The organism is Kitasatospora sp. NPDC049285 (genome assembly GCF_040678815.1).
In the GTDB taxonomy this organism is placed as follows: Bacteria; Actinomycetota; Actinomycetes; order Streptomycetales; family Streptomycetaceae; genus Kitasatospora.
This window is the reverse complement of record NZ_JBFAQR010000007.1, coordinates 59,502-78,047: the sequence shown is the minus strand read 5'-3', so window position 1 is coordinate 78,047 and position 18,546 is coordinate 59,502. Positions and strand designations below refer to the sequence as shown.

The 18,546-nt window shown below is 73.6% G+C and carries 12 protein-coding genes; 11 read left to right on the top strand and 1 reads right to left on the bottom strand.

Features of this window, described 5'->3' with window-relative positions; genetic code table 11:
- Window positions 1-619 precede the first annotated feature (619 nt).
- The 11 genes from AB0K51_RS07345 (at window position 620) to AB0K51_RS07295 (ending at window position 14,267) form a co-directional block, all read left to right on the top strand.
- The gene (locus AB0K51_RS07345; RefSeq protein WP_363451526.1) at window positions 620-2,149 is read left to right on the top strand and encodes an amino acid adenylation domain-containing protein; all 1,530 of its coding nucleotides are present in this window, start codon (window positions 620-622) and stop codon (window positions 2,147-2,149) included.
- Between the two features lie 241 nt (window positions 2,150-2,390).
- Window positions 2,391-2,693 carry a phosphopantetheine-binding protein gene (locus tag AB0K51_RS07340; RefSeq protein ID WP_363451524.1) on the top strand — a complete coding sequence of 101 codons (303 nt, stop codon included), beginning with the start codon at window positions 2,391-2,393 and terminating at the stop codon, window positions 2,691-2,693.
- Window positions 2,690-4,066: an FAD-dependent oxidoreductase gene (locus tag AB0K51_RS07335; protein WP_363451522.1), complete on the top strand. Its 1,377-nt coding sequence runs from the start codon at window positions 2,690-2,692 to the stop codon at window positions 4,064-4,066. The genes AB0K51_RS07340 and AB0K51_RS07335 overlap by 4 nt, the downstream gene beginning before the upstream one ends.
- Window positions 4,067-4,168: 102 nt before the next feature.
- The gene (locus AB0K51_RS07330) at window positions 4,169-5,869 is read left to right on the top strand and encodes a class I adenylate-forming enzyme family protein (RefSeq protein ID WP_363451520.1); all 1,701 of its coding nucleotides are present in this window, start codon (window positions 4,169-4,171) and stop codon (window positions 5,867-5,869) included.
- Window positions 5,869-7,296: a lysine 2,3-aminomutase gene (locus AB0K51_RS07325; RefSeq protein WP_363451518.1), complete on the top strand. Its 1,428-nt coding sequence runs from the start codon at window positions 5,869-5,871 to the stop codon at window positions 7,294-7,296. The genes AB0K51_RS07330 and AB0K51_RS07325 overlap by 1 nt, the downstream gene beginning before the upstream one ends.
- Complete coding sequence (locus AB0K51_RS07320) at window positions 7,293-8,291, top strand: hypothetical protein (protein ID WP_363451516.1); 999 nt, start codon at window positions 7,293-7,295, stop codon at window positions 8,289-8,291. The genes AB0K51_RS07325 and AB0K51_RS07320 overlap by 4 nt, the downstream gene beginning before the upstream one ends.
- The gene (locus tag AB0K51_RS07315; RefSeq protein WP_363451514.1) at window positions 8,288-9,508 is read left to right on the top strand and encodes an AMP-binding protein; all 1,221 of its coding nucleotides are present in this window, start codon (window positions 8,288-8,290) and stop codon (window positions 9,506-9,508) included. The genes AB0K51_RS07320 and AB0K51_RS07315 overlap by 4 nt, the downstream gene beginning before the upstream one ends.
- Window positions 9,509-9,516: 8 nt before the next feature.
- Window positions 9,517-10,788 carry an MFS transporter gene (locus AB0K51_RS07310; RefSeq protein ID WP_363451512.1) on the top strand — a complete coding sequence of 424 codons (1,272 nt, stop codon included), beginning with the start codon at window positions 9,517-9,519 and terminating at the stop codon, window positions 10,786-10,788.
- Window positions 10,785-11,624 (top strand): SDR family NAD(P)-dependent oxidoreductase, encoded by an 840-nt coding sequence (locus AB0K51_RS07305; protein ID WP_363451510.1) that lies wholly within the window; start codon window positions 10,785-10,787, stop codon window positions 11,622-11,624. Before AB0K51_RS07310 ends, AB0K51_RS07305 begins: the two co-directional genes overlap by 4 nt.
- Before the next feature lie 33 nt (window positions 11,625-11,657).
- Complete coding sequence (locus AB0K51_RS07300; protein WP_363451508.1) at window positions 11,658-12,914, top strand: phenylacetate--CoA ligase family protein; 1,257 nt, start codon at window positions 11,658-11,660, stop codon at window positions 12,912-12,914.
- A 99-nt stretch (window positions 12,915-13,013) separates the two neighbouring features.
- A complete protein-coding gene (locus AB0K51_RS07295; protein WP_363451506.1) occupies window positions 13,014-14,267 on the top strand; it encodes a phenylacetate--CoA ligase family protein in 1,254 nt (417 codons plus the stop codon).
- A gap of 140 nt (window positions 14,268-14,407) precedes the next feature.
- On the opposite strand, the gene AB0K51_RS07290 is transcribed toward AB0K51_RS07295, so the two are convergent.
- Entirely contained in the window at window positions 14,408-18,466 is a 4,059-nt protein-coding gene (locus tag AB0K51_RS07290) for a bifunctional nitrate reductase/sulfite reductase flavoprotein subunit alpha (protein WP_363451504.1), read from the bottom strand.
- Window positions 18,467-18,546 lie beyond the last annotated feature (80 nt).

Sequence of the window (18,546 nt, the reverse complement as noted above, 5' to 3'; positions counted from 1 at the left end):
ACCGACCGTCAGACGCGGGCCGCGGCGAGGATGCGGTCGAGAACCACGTCCGGGCGGTCGGTCCGCGGCGGCCATTCCGAGCCACCACTCGGACGAGTTGTTCCGGGCGTCCCGACCGCTCCCCGACCACCCACCGTGGTCATCCGGACCGAGCGCGTCCGGCGGTTCGCATTCGCGCGGCCGACGATTCGTCATACCCCTGGACGGTAACGGGAAATCGTTTTCCGCTCGCCCTGGACGGCTGCCGCAAACTGCCGTTCGAATCTCTGTACGAGTGCCAACCAGGCCCGCCCGGACCGGCGAAACGATCATCGTCTGGCCCGGCCGCCATATCGTCCGCAAAGCATCCTGGCGCGGATTCCGTCGCACCGCCGCCGATTTCCGGCACTCCCCCGCCAGTTCGCCGACGCATCGTCCAATCCGCTTCCCCGCACGGGCATTCACCAGGGCTCCACCGCCACGGAACGTGATCAACGACCGCCCGGCCGCCGTTCACAGTTCTGTCACAGATCCTCTGGGAAGTCGCCGTAACGGCCATTGTGACTCCGCAAGCTGAGAGGTAGAGTCCCGGTTCGCCGAAGCACGGACGGGCACCTCTGGGCATTATCTTGGAGCGGGCATGTCAAAGAACGGCGATGTCAGCGGGTCGCGATCCGACCTGCTGGAGGTGTTCGCGGATACCGTTCTGCGGTGGCCCGGACGAATCGCGATCGAGCACCACGGCAACACCCTGACTTACCGGCAACTCGCGTTATCGGTCGACCAGTTGGCCGACCGGCTGGGCCCACGACCGAGCCCGGTCGCGGTGCCGGCGACGCACACCCCCGACACCGTCGTGGCGCTGCTCGGGATCCTCGCGGCCGGCGGCGTCTACTGCCCGATCGACCCGGCGTTCCCGGTCGAGCGGCAGCGGGCGATGGTCGCGGCGGCCGGCTGCCGCACCCTGGTCGGCCGGGATGCCGACGCGCTGGCCGGTCAACTCGGAATTCAGCACGTTGAGTTGGCAGCTGCGGGCGACCCGGGCACCGACCGGCGGGTCACGGCGCAGCCGGACGATCCGGCCTACCTGCTCTTCACCTCGGGGTCGACCGGCCGCCCGAAGCCGGTGCTGACGCCGCGCGGGGCGATCTCCGCGTCGACGGCGTCACTGCGCGCGCTGTTCGGGATCACCCTCGAGGACCGTGTCCTGCAGTTCGCCTCGCTGAACTGGGACACCTGCTTCGAGGAGATCCTGCCGACGCTGACCGCGGGCGCCCGGCTGGTGTTCGACGCGGAGGCGCACTCGGCGTCCTTCCCGCGGCTGCTGCGGATGGTCGAGCAGCGCGGCGTCACGGTGCTGGACCTGCCGACGGCGTTCTGGCACGAGCTGGTGCTGCACCTGGCGGAGGACGGTCCCGGCGCCGGACTCCCGTCCTGCGTACGGCTGGTGGTGATCGGCGGCGAGGCGGCGAATCCGGCCCGGCTGGCCGACTGGAGCCGGCTGGACACCGCGGGGATCAGGCTGCTGAACACCTACGGCTGCACCGAGACCACGCTGATCACCCACGCGGTGGACCTGCTGGGCCCGGACTCCGCCCGGCCCGGCGCCCCCTGGGACCCGGCCGCGCGGGCGCCGATCGGCCGCGCGCTGCCGCACGTCGAGGAAGTCGTCGGCCCGGACGGCGAGTTGCTGATCGGCGGCCCGGCCCTGGCGCTCGGCTACCTGGGCCTGCCGGAGGCCACCGCCGAGCGGTTCACCACCACCGCGGACGGGCGGCGGTACTTCCGCACCGGGGACCGGGTCGGCGCCGGCCCGGACGGGGTGCTCACCCACCAGGGGCGCCTCGACCACGAGGTGAAGATCCGCGGCATCCGGGTCGACCCGGCCGAGGTGGAGGCCGGACTCGGCGCCCACCCGGAGGTCGGCGCGGCGGCGGTCACCGCCACCACGCTGGCCGGCCGCGCGGCGCTGGTCGCCTACGTGGTGCCGCGCACCGGCGGGCCGGACCCGGCGCTGGCCGCCGAGTTGCTCGCCTTCCTGCGAGAACGGGTGCCCGGGCACCTCGTGCCGAGCCGGATCACCGTGGTGCCGGACCTGGTCCGCACCGCCAGCGGCAAGGTCGACCGCGCCGCCTCGCACCGCCTGCACGGCGCCGTACCCGTGCACTGACCGCCCCGTACGGACTCCGCAGACCCCCGCACCACCGCAGTACGCACCGTGATCTGACGACCCGTCAGACCTCCTGCACAGCACGGCCGCACCGCCCGCGCGCCACCACCGCGCACCCGCACCGCGCTCAGCCTGCACACCAGCACCGCTCAGCCGACCAGGTACCCCAGCACCGCGCCTACCACGCACCGCTCGCACCTGCCGGACCACGCGCACCACGCACCGGTCGAAGGAGACCCTGATGAGCCTCGACATGCCCGCCGCCGCCTCGCCCGCGACCGCTCCGCCCGCCGACGGGTCGCTGCTCGACTCGGTGGCGGCGATCTTCTGCCGGGTCCTGGAGGCGGCGGAGGTCCCGGCGGACGGCAACTTCTTCCTGCTGGGCGGGGATTCGCTGATCGCCACCCGGGTGCTGAGCGCGGTGGCCCGCGCCCACGCGGTGGAGCTCTCGTTCGAGGAGTTCGTCGCCGATCCGACCCCGGCGGGCGTCGCCGACCGGGTCGCGGCCGCCGGGCTCACGGGCGTCCAGGGCGCCGCCCGATGAGCGCCCTGGTCGGCCCGGGCGGCCCGCTGGGCGCCCCGGTGCAGAGCGCGGTGGTAGTCGGCGCGGGCCTGGCGGGCTTGACCGCCGCGACCGAACTGGCCCGCCACGGCGTGGCGGTGACGGTGCTGGAGGCGCAGCCGGCGGTCGGCGGCCGGACCCGTGGCGTGGAGGTCGCGCCGGGCCGGTGGATCGATGCGGGCGCCGCCTACCTGGGCGACCGGCACACCGAACTGCACGCGCTGCTCGCCGAGTCGGACCTGAAGACGGCGCCGACCACGATGCTCGGAGCGAGCCGCTTCGCGCTCGGCGACGGCCCGGAGCACGCCACCCGGGACGGGCGGTTCCCGCCGCTGAACGCGGTGGCGCTCGGCGACCTGTTCGAGCTGCTGGACGAACTCACCGCCGCCGTGCGGCCGGACGCGCCGTGGCTGACGCCGAACGCCGAGCTGCTGGACGGGATGACCGCCGCCGACTGGGCGGAGCAGCAACTGCCGCACCCGGACGCCCGGTTGTTCTTCCCGCTGTTCCTCGGCGAGATGATGGCCGCCGATCCGGCCGACGTGTCGGTGCTGCACATGGCGACCTACCTGCGCTCCGGCGGCGGCCTGCGCTACCTGAACGCCTTCGAGGGCGGCGCGCAGCAGGACCGGGTGGCCGGCGGCGCGCACCGGCTGTGCGAGCGGCTGGCCGAGCGGCTGCGCGCGGACGGCGGCGGGCTGCGCTGCGGCGAGCCGGTGCGCGCGGTGGAGCAGGACGGCGCGGGCGTCACCGTCCACACCGAGCTGGCGAGTTACCGCGCGGACGCGGTGGTGGTGGCGGTGCCGCCGCTGCTCGCGGACGCGATCGACTTCGGCCCGGGGCGGCCGGCGCCGCGGGCCGGGGTGCGCACCGGGCGGGGCTGCGCGGTGAAGCTGAACCTGGTGTACCCGGAGCCGGTGTGGCGCGCGCACGGCCTGTCCGGCTGGTCGGTGAACGCGGCCGGGCCGCTGCTGTCCACGGTGGACGACACCCCGCCGGAGGGGTCGCCGGGCGTGCTGACCGGGTTCGTCACCGGCGCGGAGGCGCACCGCTTCGCCGCGCTGGACGCCGGGCAGCAGCGGGCGGCCGCGGTCGCGCAGGCCGCCCGGCTGTTCCCGATGCTGCCGGAGCCGATCGGCTTCCACGTCACCGACTGGGTCAACGAGCCGTTCAGCAAGGGCTGTTACGCGGCGCTGTTCGGCCCGGGCGACTGGCTGTCGCTGGGCCCCGCGCTGACCGCACCGCACGGGCGGGTGCACTGGGCGGGCACCGAGACCAGCACCGAGTTCTTCGGGCTGATGGAGGGCGCGATCCGCTCCGGCCGCCGGGTGGCCGCCGAGCTGCTCCCCCGCTGACCGACCCCCGTTCCCCGACGTTCCGTCAACTCTCCATCCTGCCGCACCGAGCGCGCCCCACCGGGCGCGCCCTGCGGCGACGAGTACCCATGGGAGGCCGCCATGAGCGACCAGAGTTCCATCGCCCCGCTCGCCGTCCGCGAGCAGTTCATGACCGACCCGACGCTGGGGGCGGGCAACTTCCTCGATCGGGCGATCGCGGCCAACCCGAACCGGGCGGTGCCGTACGCGTTCAGCCACCGCACGGACCACCGGGGGCAGGTGGTGCTGCACGGGCACAGCCTGCTGGACCTCGCGGCGCTGCGGGACCGGTACGCGGCCTGGTACCACGCCAACGGGGTGCGGGCCGGCGAGCCGGTGGGCGTGGTGGTCGGCGAGGGCCTGGAGCCGCTGCTGCACTTCTTCGCGCTGACCGCGCTGGGCGCGGTGCCGGCGCTGATCAACGACGCGATGCGGCACGACGTGATGGTGCGCTACCTGAACCACGTCGGCGTGGTCGGCGTGGTGGCGGACGACACCACCCGGCTGGCCTCGGCGTACCGGCAGGACCCGCAGCGCAGACCGCGGTTCCTGGCGCTCGCCGCCGAGGTGCAGGCGTTCGACGCGGGGGCGGCGGCGCTGCCGGACGGCTACCCGTACCAGCACGCGGCCGACGACGTGGTGGCGCTGATCCACTCCTCCGGGACGACCGGCACGCCGAAGTCGACCACGCTGGCGCACCGTCAGTTCTGGGAGGGCAAGCAGCCGCGCATGGTGCGCTTCCCGGCGGAGTCCTCGGACCGGCTGATGTCGCTGATGCCGCACACCCACGCGGGCGGGCTGAGCTACTTCCTCACCGCCACCCTGCTGGGCCTGCCGACGGTGGTGATGGCGGACTGGCGGCGGGTGACGGTGGAGCCGGTGATGGAGGCGTTCCTGCCGACCATGGTGGCGTCCTTCCCGCGCACCTTCGTCGAGTTGGCCACGGGTGAGCTGCCGGTCGCGGGCGCGGCGAAGGTGCACTCCTGGTTCAACACCGGCGACAGCGCGCACTACGGGCACATCCGGCGGCTGGTGCAGCTGGGCGAGCGCCCGGCCGGGCTGATCAAGCCGTGGCTGCTGCCGCAGGAGAAGGCCGAGCAACCGGCGCTGCCCGGTTCGCAGTTCATCGACGGCCTGGGCTCCTCGGAGATGGGCATGGCGCTGTTCGGCCAGGTCACCTCGCCGGAGACCGAGCGCAACGACCGGTGCGTCGGCAAGCCGTCGGAGGTGGTCGTGAAGGCCGCCGTGGTGGACGAGGACGGCGCGGAGGTCCCGGACGGGACGGTCGGCATGCTGGCGGTGGTCGCGCCCTCGATCACCCACGGGTACTGGAACAACGCCCGGTTGACCGACTCCTTCCGGCTGGCCGGCTACTGGCTCACGGGCGACATCGCCCGCCGCGACGCGGAGGGCCGGTTCTACCACCTGGACCGGACCGTCGACGTGATCGACACCCTGGACGGGCCGGTGTACAGCCTCCCGCTGGAGGAGGTGCTGCTCGCCGACTGCGCCGAGGCGGTGCAGGACTGCTCGGTGGTGGGCGTGCCGCACCCGGACGGCGGGCAGCGGCCGGTCGCGGTGGTGCGGCTGCAGGCCGGCGCGTCGGCGGACGGGCTGCTGGAGGCCGCCAACGCGCAGCTCGCCAAGGCCGGGCTGGCCGAGCTGGCGGGGCTCCGGGTGGCCGGCACGGACGCCGAGTTCCCGCTCGGGCCGACCGGCAAGGTGCTGAAGCGCGAGCTGCGCACCCGGCACGCCGCCCTGCTGACCGAGCAGCATTCCTGATGGACCGTCAGCTTCAGCCGTACCAGTACGTGCGGCGCCCGCTGGTCGAGCCGGACTGGCGGCGGCTGCCGGGCTGGCGGGAGGTGACCGCGGAGCAGTGGCGGGACGCGCAGTGGCAGCGGGCCAACTGCGTGCAGGGCGAGCGGCAGCTGCGGCGGGTCTTCGGCGAGCTGCTCACCGACCGGTTCTACCGTGAACTCGCGGCCGACCAGGCCGAGTTCGCGACGATGCCGGTGCTGGTGCCGCCGCACATGCTGAACACCATGGCGGTCGGCGCCGAGCTCGCGCCGGAGGCCTTCACCGAGGCGTTCCTGGCCGACCCGGTGCGCCGGTACATGCTGCCGGTGCGCCTGGACCGGCACCCGCAGTGGCCGAGCCATCCGCTGGCGGCCCGGGACTCGCTGCACGAGGCGCAGATGTGGGTGGTGGAGGGCCTGACGCACCGCTACCCGACCAAGGTGCTGGCCGAGTTGCTGTCCACCTGCCCGCAGTACTGCGGGCACTGCACCCGGATGGACCTGGTCGGCACCTCCACCCCGCAGGTGGCCAAGTCGCGGCTGGTGCTGCGGCCCGCCGACCGGCAGGAGCAGATGCTGGACTACCTCAAGCGCACCCCGACGGTGCGCGACGTGGTGGTCTCCGGCGGGGACCTGGCGAACGTGCCGTGGCCGCGGCTGGAGTCCTTCCTGCTGCGGCTGCTGGAGCTCGGCTCGGTGCGGGACATCCGGCTGGCCAGCAAGTCGGTGGTGGGCCTGCCCCAGCACTGGCTCCAGCCGGAGGTGCTGCGCGGCGTGGAGCGGGTGGCCCGGCTGGCCGCCCGGCGCTCGGTGAACCTGGCCGTGCACACCCACGCCAACCACGTCGCCTCGGTGACCCCGCTGGTCGCCGAGGCCGCGCGGGCGCTGCTGGACGCCGGGGTGCGGGACGTCCGCAACCAGGGCGTGCTGATGCGCGGCGTCAACGCCACCCCGGAGGACCTGCTGGACCTGTGCTTCGCCCTGCAGGGCGAGGCGAACGTCCTGCCGTACTACTTCTACCTGTGCGACGTGATCCCCAACGCGGAGCACTGGCGCACCTCGCTGGCCGAGGCGCAGCGGCTCCAGGAGGCGATCCTCGGCTACCTGCCGGGCTACGCCACGCCGCGGATGGTCGCCGACGTCCCGCACGTCGGCAAGCGCTGGGTGCACCAGGCGGTCGACTACGACCGCGAGCGCGGCGTCTCGTACTGGACGAAGAACTACCGCACCGGTCTGGAGCTGCGTTCCGGTGACGCGCCGGAGCCGGCCGAGCTGGCCGACCGCCGGCACCCGTACTTCGACCCGGTGGACACCCTGCCCGAGTCCGGCCGCGCCTGGTGGGCCGAACAGGGCGTCCGCGCCGGGCACTTCGCGCTGGACGGGCACTTCGAACTGGAGGAGAGCGAGTGAGCGAGGCCCTGGCGCCGCTGCGTCGGATGTGCTGGATCTTCCCGGACCGGGAGTCCACCCGGTCCGGCGCGATGTGGCAGCACTACTTCTGGGACATGTACGCGGAGATCGCCGCGGAGCTGGGGATGAGCTGGACCCGGCACGCCCCGGAGGCGGTGACCGTGGACGGCATCGATCCGGCCCGGCCGAAGGTGTACGTCGACGAGGACCTGGTGACCCCCGAGGACACCCTGTTCATCACGGCGCTGTACTCGCTGCCGTACCAGTCGATGGACGTGTTCAACCAGCTGGCGCTGTGCACGGTGCTGGAGCAGGCGGGCTTCTACCTGCCGTTCCCGGCGCAGGTGTCGCTGCTGGGCAACGACAAGCTGGCGACCATGCTGTTCCTGGCGGACTCGCCGGTCCCGGCGATCCCGTCGGTGCGGATCGGCTCCGGCCGGGACGTCTCCAAGCACCAGTACGAGGTGGCGCTGGACGGCCTGGAGTTCCCGGCGATCGTGAAGCCGGCCGGCTGGTGCGGCGGCGGCGGGATCAACCTGGCCCGCTCCCGCGAGGACGTCCGCGGCCTGGCCAGCCTCGCGCAGGGCGGCGACACCACGCTGGTGGCGCAGCCGTACCTCGGCGACGGCACGGTCGACTACCGGGTCTACGTGGTCGACGGGCGGCCGTACGCGGTGCTGCGGCGCACCCCGGAGGCGGGCTCGCCGGTGGCCAACGCCAGCCGCGGCGGCTCGATGGACTTCTGCGAGCTTCCCGGTGAACTCGCCGAAGCCACCGAGTACTTCGCGCGGAAACTGCCGATCCCGTTCTTCTGCGTGGACTTCCTGCACGACGGCGAGCGGTTCTGGTTCTCCGAGCTGGAGCCGGACGGGGTGATCGCCCCCGACTTCGACGACCCGCACCGCTCGGTGCAACGGGACGTCACCCGGGCGCGGTTCACCGCGTACCGCGACGCGCACGCGAAGTGGCTGGCGAACGGAGGGGCGGCGCGATGAGTTTCTCGCTGACCGGGCAGGCCGCGGCGCCGGGCCTCGCGGTGGCCCGCCGCACGCTGGAACAGCTGCGCACCGTACCGGAGTTGGCGGCCCGCTACGACGGGGCGCCGGAACCGGTGTCGCTGGCGGACGTCGCCGCGCTGCCGCCGCTGGCCAAGGACGACCTGAACGTGGCGCTGGCGCACCTGGAGCCGCAGGCGGAGCAGGGCGCGACCTGGCTGTTCCAGTCCGGCGGCAGCACCGGCGCGCCGAAGGTCGGGTACGCGCCGACCGGGTTCTACATGGCGAAGGTGTACGAGCACTGGCAGCCGCTGGACCGGGACGACGTGTTCGTCAACGCCTGGGGCGCGGGCCGGATGTGGGGCGCGCACTTCCTGGCGGCGGGCCTGGCGGACCTGTCCGGCTGCCGGGTGATCGCGCTGGGCTCGGTCACCCGGGAGGAGTACCCGGAGTGGCTGGCCTTCCTCGCCGACCGGAAGGTCACCGCGATCGGCGGCACCCCGAGCGTGCTGCGGCTGTGGTTCTCGCACGCCCGCGCCGCCGGGATCAAACTGCCGTCGCTGCGCAAGGTGCTGTGGCTCGGCGAGGCCTGGCAGCCGCAGCTGGAGGAGGACCTGGCGGCGGTGGCGCCGGAGGCCCGGCGGCACGGCATGTTCGGGTCCACCGAGACCTGGGTGGTCGGCTCCAACACGCCGGACTGCCCGGCCGACACCTTCCACCCGTTCCCGCACCAGCTGGTGCACGTCGGCGAGGGCGGGCTGCTGGACTTCACCTCGCTGGACCCGGCGATGCTCAACCCGGTGCTGCGCTACCGCACCGGCGACGCGGGCGAGTTGGTGTCCTGCCCGTGCGGGCGGCCGGAGCCCGCGATGCGGGTGCTGGGCCGCCGGGACAACGTCGTGCAGGTGCGCGGACTGGGCCTGCACGTCGACGAGCTGCTCGCCCGGGCGGAGGCCGAGCCGGGGGTGACCCGCGGCCAGGTGCTGATCACCGAGCAGGCCGGGCGGGCCCTGCGGGTCGAGGTGCTGCTGCTGGCCGCGGCCGGCGCGCAGGTCGACACCGAGTCGCTGCGCCGTGAACTGCTGTCCAGCACCTTCACCTTGAGCACCGGTTTCGTGCACGACCCGGAGAACGTCCGGGTCCGTGTGGTGGACGCGCTGGTCAGCAACGACCGGACCGGGAAGACGGCCGGCTTCGTCGTACGGGAGGAATCGTGAGTCTGCGCATGCCCCAGTCACTCGGCCGGGGCTTCAACCTGTTCTTCGTCGGCAAGTCGATCTCCAACGTCGGCGACCGGGTGACGGTGTTCGTCGTCCCGACCCTGATGATCTTCGTGCTGCACGCCTCCGCGTTCCAGGTCGGCATCGTCGCGATGGCCCAGTACCTGGGCATCCCGCTGCTCGGACCGGTCGCGGGCGTGCTGGTGGACCGCTGGGACAAGCGGCTCACCCTGCTGGTCTGCGACCTGGTCCGGGTGCTGGCCGTCGCCGTCATCCCGCTCGCGTACTGGCTGGACTTCCTCTCCACGCCGCTGCTCTTCTGCTCCGTGGCGGTGGTCTCCGGCGCGACGATCTTCTTCAACGTCGGCTACCTGGTGGCCGTGCCCGCCGTGGTCGAGAAGGAGCACCTGGTCCGCGCCTACTCCCGGCTGGAGGGCAGCGGCTCGGTCGCCGAGGTCGCCGGGCCGTCCATCGCCGCCGCCCTGTACAGCGCGCTCGGCGCCGCCTCGCTGCTGGTCGACGCCGCCAGCTACCTGGTCTCCGCGGCCTGCTTCCGCTGGATGCAGCCGTGGGGCGAGCGCACCGTCGCCCAGGGCTCGGTGTGGCAGCGCCTCACCCTCGGCTTCCGGCTCAACTGGCAGGACCCGGTGCTGCGCCGGGTGGTGCTCGCCGCGGTCACGCTGAACTCCGGCGGCCCGATCTTCGTCACCGTGCTGCCGGTGCTCGCCTACCGCGGCCTCGGCGTCAGCGTCGGCGTGTTCGGCGCGGCGATGTCCGCGGGCGCCGTCGGCGCGCTGCTCGGCGCGCTGGTCGCCCCGAAGATCAGCGAACGCCTCGGCATCGGCCGGACCCTGGCGTGGGCGCTGCTGCTGCACTGCCTGGTCGGCCTGGGCGTGCTGGCCGCGCCCGCGGTGCCCGCCGGGCCCGTCATCGCGGCCACCATGGGCTGCTACGGCTTCTTCATGTCCTGCATCAACGTGTGCTCCGCGCCCGCCCGGCAGTCCCGGATGTCCGCGCAGCACCAGGGCGTCATGCACGCCGCGTTCCGCACCGCCACCTGGGGCGTCATCCCGCTCGCCGCGCTGGTCGGCGGCCTCGCCGTCTCGCTGCTCACCGGCCCGCTCGGCGTCCTCGACGCGGCCCGCTGGACCATGGCCGGCGGCACCCTGCTGGCCGCCTGCTCCTTCCTGCCCGCGCTCGGCATCCAGTCCCGGATGGACGCCGACCTCCCGAAGGCCGTCGATACCGTCACCGAGCTCGCGGAGGCCACCTCATGACGGACCGTCAGGTGGTGCTGATCACCGGCTGCTCCTCCGGGATCGGGCTGGCCACCGCGGCCGCCGCGAGCCGGGCCGGCTGGACGGTGATCGCCACCGTGCGCTCCCCGGACCGCGCCGACGCCCTGCGGGCCGCCGCGCCCGACGCCCTGGTCCGCCGGCTCGACGTCACCGACGAGGAGTCCGTCGCGGCCTGCTTCGCCGGGGTCGACCACCTCGACGCCCTGGTCAACAACGCCGGGATCTCCAACTTCGACCCGACGCTGGAGATGTCCACCTCGGCGGCGCTGCGCGCCAACCTGGACGTCAACTTCTTCGGCACGGTCGCCGTCTCGCGCGCCGCGATGCCGCTGCTGCGCGCCTCCCGCGGCCGGATGCTGACCATCGGCAGCGTGCACGGCGTGGTCGGCCAGCCCTTCAACGAGGCGTACTGCGCGGCCAAGTTCGCCGTCGAGGGCTTCATGGAGGCGCTCGCCCCGGTGGCCGCCGCACACGGCGTGCGGGTCTCGATGCTGGTGCCCGGCTACGTCCCCGACACCAACTTCGGCGTCTTCCCCGACGTCAACCGGTCCACCGTGCAGGCCGCCTCGGGCCCGTACGCGGACACCTTCGCCAGCTACGTGGACCGGCTGGGCAAGGGCTGGGCGAGCGCCGGACAGCCCGCCGCCGAGGTCGCCGAGGCCGTGCTGCAGGCGCTGGCCGAGGACCGGCCGGCGTTCCGGATCCCCGCCAACGCGTGGGCCGCGGGCTACCTCGACGCCAAGCTCGCCGACCGCGACGGCACCGCGATCCAGCGGCTCGCCCACGACTGGATCGGCCTCACCCCCGCCCCCTGACCGCCCCTGACTCCGAACCGAGGAGCAACCCCCATGCCCGCCAGGCCACTTCAGGTGCTCGTCGACCACGCCCGGGCCAACTCGCCGTTCTACGCCGAGCTGTACCGCGACGCGCCCGCCGTCGTCACCTCGCTCACCCAGCTGCCCGTCATCGACCAGGTCGCGTTCTGGGCCGCCAACAGCTGGCCCGACAACCGGCTGCTCACCGGCCCGCTCACCGACGCCGCCGTGTACAAGTCCGGCGGCACCACCGGCGCGCCCAAGTTCTCACCGTGGACCCGCTCGGAGCACTTCGACTCGGTCAGCGCGTTCGGCGCCGGCCTGGTCAACGCGGGCCTCAAGCCCGGCCAGAAGGTGGCCAACCTGTTCCGGGCGGGCGAGTTCTACAGCGGCTTCATCTTCATCGAGAACGCGCTGCACCACGCGCCCGTCGACAACGTCCGACTGCCCGTGGCGACCGCGCCCGACGAGTACGTCACCGACCTGATCCACTCCTTCGGCGTCGACGTGCTCGCCGGCGAGCCGATGAAGCTGTCCTCCGTCGCCGAGACGCTCCTGAAGGAGGACCGGCCCGCCGAACAGGTCCAACTCATCCTGTTCGGCGGCGACATCCTCTTCAACGACCTGCGCCCGCTGCTGCGCAGCGCCTTCCCGAACGCCGCGCTCTCCTCGATCGGCTACGCCTCCGTGGACGCCGGACTGGTCGCCGGGCCGGTGCCCGCCGGGGAGGACCTGCGCGTCCACGAGGCGTTCCCGAACCGGACCGTGGTCGAGCTGATCGACGAGGCCACCGGCGAGCCGATCACCGAACCCGGCGTCCCCGGACGGGTGGTGGTGACCAACCTGTTCCGCACCCTGATGCCGATCCTGCGCTACCCCGCCGGCGACCGCGCCGAGTGGACCGACGCCGAGTGCCGCCGCTTCCGCCTCCTCGGCCGCTCCACCGAGGGCGCCCGGGTCGGCATCGTCACCATGCCCACCGAGGACGTCCGCGACGTGCTGCTCGCCCACGACCCCGGGCACCACATCACCGGCCTGCAGTTCGTCCAGCGCCGCTGGGACGGTCGCGACGGCCTGCTCATCCGCCTCGGCCACACCACCGAGCCCCCGGCCGGCCTGCTCGAGACCCTGCGCCGTGCCGTCCTCGACGCCCGCCCCACCTACGAGGAGGAGGTCGCCGTCGGCGCGATCCACCCGCTCCAGGTCGAATGGGTCCCGCGCTCCGAGCTCGTCACCAACCCGCGCACCGGCAAGCTCCGGCAGGTGATCGACGAACGGCCCGCCCACTGACCCGCCGCCGGTTCCCGCCCCGGGCCGGGAGCGCACCCGGCCCGCGCCGGGCCGGCCGCGCTCCCGCCCGTCCCGACTCCGCCCCGAGGAGCAACCACCGTGCCCGCCAAGCCGCTTCAGGACCTGGTCGACCACGCCCGGACCAACTCGCCGTTCTACGCCGAGCTGTACCGCGACGTGCCCACCGTCGTCACCTCGCTCACCCAGCTGCCGGTCATCGACCAGGCGGCGTTCTGGGTCGCCAACGCCTGGCCCGACAACCGACTGCTCACCGCGCCGCTGACCGACGCCGCCGTCTACAAGACCGGCGGCACCACCGGCGCACCCAAGTTCTCGCCCTGGACGCGCACCGAACACTTCGACAGCGTCAGCGCGTTCGGCGCGGGCCTGGTCAACGCCGGCCTCCGGCCCGGCCAGAAGGTGGCAAACCTGTTCTGCGCCGGGGAGCTGTACAGCGGCTTCCTCTTCATCGAGAACGCGCTGCACCACGCGCCCGTCGACAACGTCCGACTGCCGGTGGCCGCCGCGCCCGACGAGTACATCGCCGACCTGATCCACTCCTTCGGCGTCGACGTGCTGGCCGGCGAGCCGATGAAGCTCTCCTCGGTCGCCGAGACCCTGCTCAAGCAGGACCGGCCCGCCGAACAGGTCCAACTCATCCTGTTCGGCGGCGACATCCTCTTCAACGACCTGCGCCCGCTGCTGCGCAGCGCCTTCCCGAACGCCGCCATCTCCTCCATCGGCTACGCCTCGGTCGACGCCGGACTGGTCGCCGGCCCGGTCGCCGGGGACGACGTGCGGGTGCACGAGGCCTTCCCGAACCGCACCGTGGTCGAGCTGATCGACGACGCCACCGGCGAGCCGATCACCGAACCCGGCGTCCCCGGACGGGTGGTGGTCACCAACCTGTTCCGCACCCTGGTCCCGATCCTGCGCTACCCCGCCGGCGACCGCGCCGAGTGGACCGACGCCGAGTGCCGCCGCTTCCGCCTCCTCGGCCGCTCCACCGAGGGCGCCCGGGTCGGCACCGTCGCGATGCCCACCGAGGACGTCCGCGCCGTCCTGCTCGCCCACGACCCCGGCCAGCACATCGCGGGGATGCAGCTCGTCCAACGCCGCTGGGACGGCCGCGACGGCCTGATCATCCGCCTCGGCCACACCACCGAGCCCCCGGCCGACCTCCTCGAGACCCTTCGCCGCGCCGTCCTCGACGCCCGCCCGCTCTACACCTCCGAAGTCGCCCTCGGCGCGATCCACCCCCTCCGACTCGAGTGGGTCCCCCGCGCGGAACTGGCCACCAACCCCCGCACGGGCAAGCTCCAGCAGGTCATCGACGAACGCCCGAAGGACTAGGCAGCGGCCCAAGTGCGCTTCTCCACCAGGGCGCTCGCCGTCGAACTCCAGCCCTTCGGCCGTCGCGGCGAACTCGCCGAACGGCGCCGCTCCGCCGGCCGCCAACCTGGCCCGGACCAGCGAGAGTTGACGTGGGGCGGTCAGTACACGTCGCGGACGTAGCGCTTGTCGGTGGCGAGTTGCTTGACGTAGGCGGCGGCGTCCTCGATGGTGAGGCCGCCGTGGGCGGTGGCGATCTCGCGGAGGGCGTGGTCGACGTCCTTGGCCATCCGGGAGGCGTCGCCGCAGACGTAGAAGTGGGCGCCGTCCTGGAGCCAGGACCAGAGCTGGTGGCCGTGCTCGCGCATCCGGTCCTGGACGTAGATCTTGGCGCGCTGGTCGCGGGAGAAGGCGGTGTCGAGGCGGCTGAGGGTACCGGCGGCGAGGTGGTCGGTGAGTTCCTCGCGGTAGTAGAAGTCGGTGGCGCGGTGCTGCTCCCCGAAGAACAGCCAGTTCGGGGCGCGGTGGCCGCGGGCGCGGCGGTCCTCCAGGAAGCCGAGGAACGGGGCGACGCCGGTGCCGGGGCCGACCATGATCATGGGGGTGGCGGGGTCGGCGGGCGGGCGGAAGTGCGCGGTGCGCTGGAGGTGGACGGGGACGGCCGCGCCGGTCTCGGCGTCGGCCAGGTGGGTGGAGCAGACGCCGCCGCGGGCCTGGCCCTTGAGGTTCTCCCAGCGCACCACGGAGACGGTCAGCGACACCAGGTCCGGGTCGGTGAGCGGGCTGGAGCAGATCGAGTACTGGCGGGGCTGGAGCCGGCCGAACACCTCGGCCCACTCCTGGGCCCCGGCCCGGACGGCGAACTCGGCGGCCACGTCGACGGCCTGCCGGCCCCACGTCCAGCGGGCCAGCGCGTCGGTGTTGTCGGCGCGCAGCAGGGCCCGCAACTCGCGGTCGTCGCGGGTGCGTTCGGCGGTGAAGCGGAGCAGCGCGGGGCTCACCCGGGTGATGTCGAGGTGCCGGGCGAGCGCCTCGCCGAACGGCAGCTCGCCGACCGACGGCAGGGTCACCGCGGCGTCCGCGGACAGGCCGGTGACGGCCAGCCACTCCTGGACCAGCTGCGCCGAGTTGACGGGGTGGACGGCCAGCGCGTCGCCGGTGGCGTACTCCAGCGGGCGTTCCATCTCGCGGGTGTCGAAGGTGAAGCGCCGCACCTCCTTGCCGGAGCCGGTGCCGCTGAGCAGCCGGTTGCCGACCAGGCGGGCGGTGGCGGCCGGGGCCCGGCGACCGCCAGTGGGGGCGGGCACGGGGGCCGGGGCCGCCGGGGTCTCGCGCAGGGCGGTGAGGACGCCGTCGAGCCAGCCGTTGGCGGTGTTCTCGTAGTCGGGTTCGCAGTCGGCGCGCGGGGCGAGCCGGTGCGCGCCGAGTTCGGCGAGCCGGGTGTCGAGGCGGCGGCCGTGGCCGCAGAAGTCCTGGTAGGCGGAGTCGCCGAACGCGAGGACGGCGTAGCGGCGGCCGTCCAGCCGGGCGGGTTCGGTGGCACTGAGGGCGTCCCAGAAGTCGGCGCCGTTGTCGGGGGCGTCGCCGTCGCCGTAGGTGCTGGTGATCAGCAGCAGGTCGGCGTCGGCGGGCAGCGCGGCGGGGTCGGCGTCGGCCATCGCGAGCAGCGCGGCGGGGTGGCCGCCGGCCAGCAGCCGGGCAGCCGCGGTGGCGGCGAACTCCTCGGCGGTGCCGGTCTGCGAAGCCCACAGCACCAGGACCTGCCGGACGGGCGTGGTGGCGGCGGCCGGTTCGGTGCGCGAGTAGAGGCCGGCCAGCGCGCCGTTGACCCACTGGGCGTGCCCGGCTCCGAACGGCGCGTCCACGGGCAGCACGGGCACGCCCGGTCGCCCGGTCGGGATGGCGGCCAGGAAGCCCGCCAGGTACTGCCGTTCGACCTCGCTGAGCACCGGCGGCGCGCCGACCTCCAGGCCGAACACCGCGCCGGCGGCGACCTCGGCGGACGCGGTCGCGGGTACCGGGGCGGCGGGTGCCGCAGGCGTCGCGGCCGGGGTCGGCACCTTGGTCAACGCGACCGCGCAGTACTTGAGTTCGGGCTGGAAGGAGAGCGGGTCGACGGCGTCGCTGGTGACGGCGTTGACGCTGAGGTACTCGCCGAACAGGTCGTTCCAGTGGAACGGTGCGAAGCAACTTCCCTTCCGGACCCGGTCGGTGACGGTGGCGGGCAGCACGGCCCGGCCGCGCCGGGAGGCCACCTCGACGCCGTCGCCGTCGGCGATGCCGAGCGCGGCGGCGTCCGCGGGGTGGATCTCGACGAACGGGGAGGGGTTGAGCCTGGCGAGCTTGGCCACCTTCGCGGTCTTGGTGAGGGTGTGCCACTGGTGCGGCAGCCGGCCGGTGTTGAGGACGAACGGGTAGTCGTCGTCGGGGAGTTCGGCCGGGTCGAGGTGCGGGCGGGGGTGGAAGACGGCCCGGCCGCCGGGGGTGGGGAAGTGCGGGGTGCCGTCGGCGCGCAGGTAGCGGATCGGGTTGCGGTCGGGCCCGTCGGGGTCGGCGGCGGGCCACTGCACGGGGGTCTCGCGCAGCCGGGCGTAGTCGGCGCCGCGCAGGTCGTAGCCGGTGGCCGGGTTGTGGAAGCGCTTGAGCTCCTCGAAGACCTGCTCGGCGCTGTCGTAGTCGAAGCCGTCGGCGTAGCCCATGGCGCGGGCGACGTCGGCGATGATCCGCCAGTCGGGCAGCGCCTCACCGGGCGGGTCGGCGGCGGGCTGGGCGAGGGTGAGGTTGCGTTCGCTGTTGATCAGCACGCCCTCGGTCTCGGTCCACAGCGCGGCGGGCAGCACCACGTCGGCGTAGGCGTTGGTCTCGGTCTCGGTGAACACGTCCTGGGCGACGACGAATTCGGCGCGCTCCAGGCCGGCGATGACGGTGCGCCGGTTGGCGACCGAGGCGACCGGGTTGGTGCAGATGATCCAGCAGGCCTTGATGTCGCCCTCGGCGAGCTGCTGGAACATCTCGACGGTGCCCCGGCCGACGCCGTCGGCGCGGAGGGTGCCGGGCGGCAGCTCCCACACCCGCTCGGTGAACTCCCGGTCGGCGGGGGCGAGGACGCTGCGCTGCCCGGGAAGGCCGGGGCCCATGTAGCCCATCTCGCGGCCGCCCATCGCGTTGGGCTGGCCGGTGAGCGAGAACGGGCCGCTGCCGGGGCGGCAGATGGTGCCGGTGGCCAGGTGCAGGTTGACCAGCGCGTTGGTGTTCCAGGTGCCGTGGGTGGACTGGTTCAGGCCCATCGTCCACAGGCTGGTGAACTCGCCCGCCTCGCCGATCAGTCGGGCCGCGGTCCGGAGGTCCTGCTCGGCCAGGCCGGTGAGTTCGGCGACCCGGGCGGGCGGGTAGTCGGCGAGCAGCTCCGGCATCGACTCCCAGCCCTCGGTGTGCCGGGCGATGAACTCCTCGTCGGTGTGCCCGTTCTCCACCAGCAGGTGCAGTAGGCCGTTCAGCAGCGCCAGGTCGGTGCCGGGCTCGATCTGCAGGAACAGGTCGGCCTTGGCGGCGGTGGCGGTCCGCCGCGGGTCGACCACGATCAGCTTGGCGCCGGCCTTGACCCGGTCCATCATCCGCAGGAACAGGATCGGGTGGCAGTCGGCCATGTTGGAGCCGATCACCAGGAAGACGTCGGCCAGGTCGAGGTCCCGGTACGAGCCGGGCGGGCCGTCCGCGCCCAGCGACAGCTTGTAGCCGGTGCCCGCGCTGGCCATGCACAGGCGGGAGTTGGACTCGATCTGGTTGGTGCGCAGGTACCCCTTGGCCAGCTTGTTGGCCAGGTACTGCGCCTCCAGGCTCAGCTGGCCCGAGACGTACAGCGCCACCGCGTCCGGGCCGTGCTCGTCGACGATCGCGCGGAGCCGGCGGCCGGTCGCGGCGATGGCGTCGGCGACCGGGGTGGCCACCGGCTCCTCGCCGCGGACGGTGCGCACCAGCGCGGTGTCGAGCCGTCCGGGTGCGGCGAGCAGGTCCGCGGTGGTGGCTCCCTTGGTGCAGAGCCGGCCGCGGTTGGCCGGGTGCGCCGGGTCGCCGGAGGCGCGCAGCACCGTCCGTCTGCCGTCCGGGCCGCTGCCGACGTCCAGGAGCAGGCCGCAGCCCACCCCGCAGTAGGAGCACACCGACCTGACCTGCCCGGTCCGCTCCGGCGTCCCTGCGTCCTGCACCACCTGACCGGCCACGGGAGCCCTTCCGTTCGACCTGCACCTGCTTGTGGTGACTGTAGGAAGAGCGCATTTCGCGGGTGTCTCCGCGGCCGGTG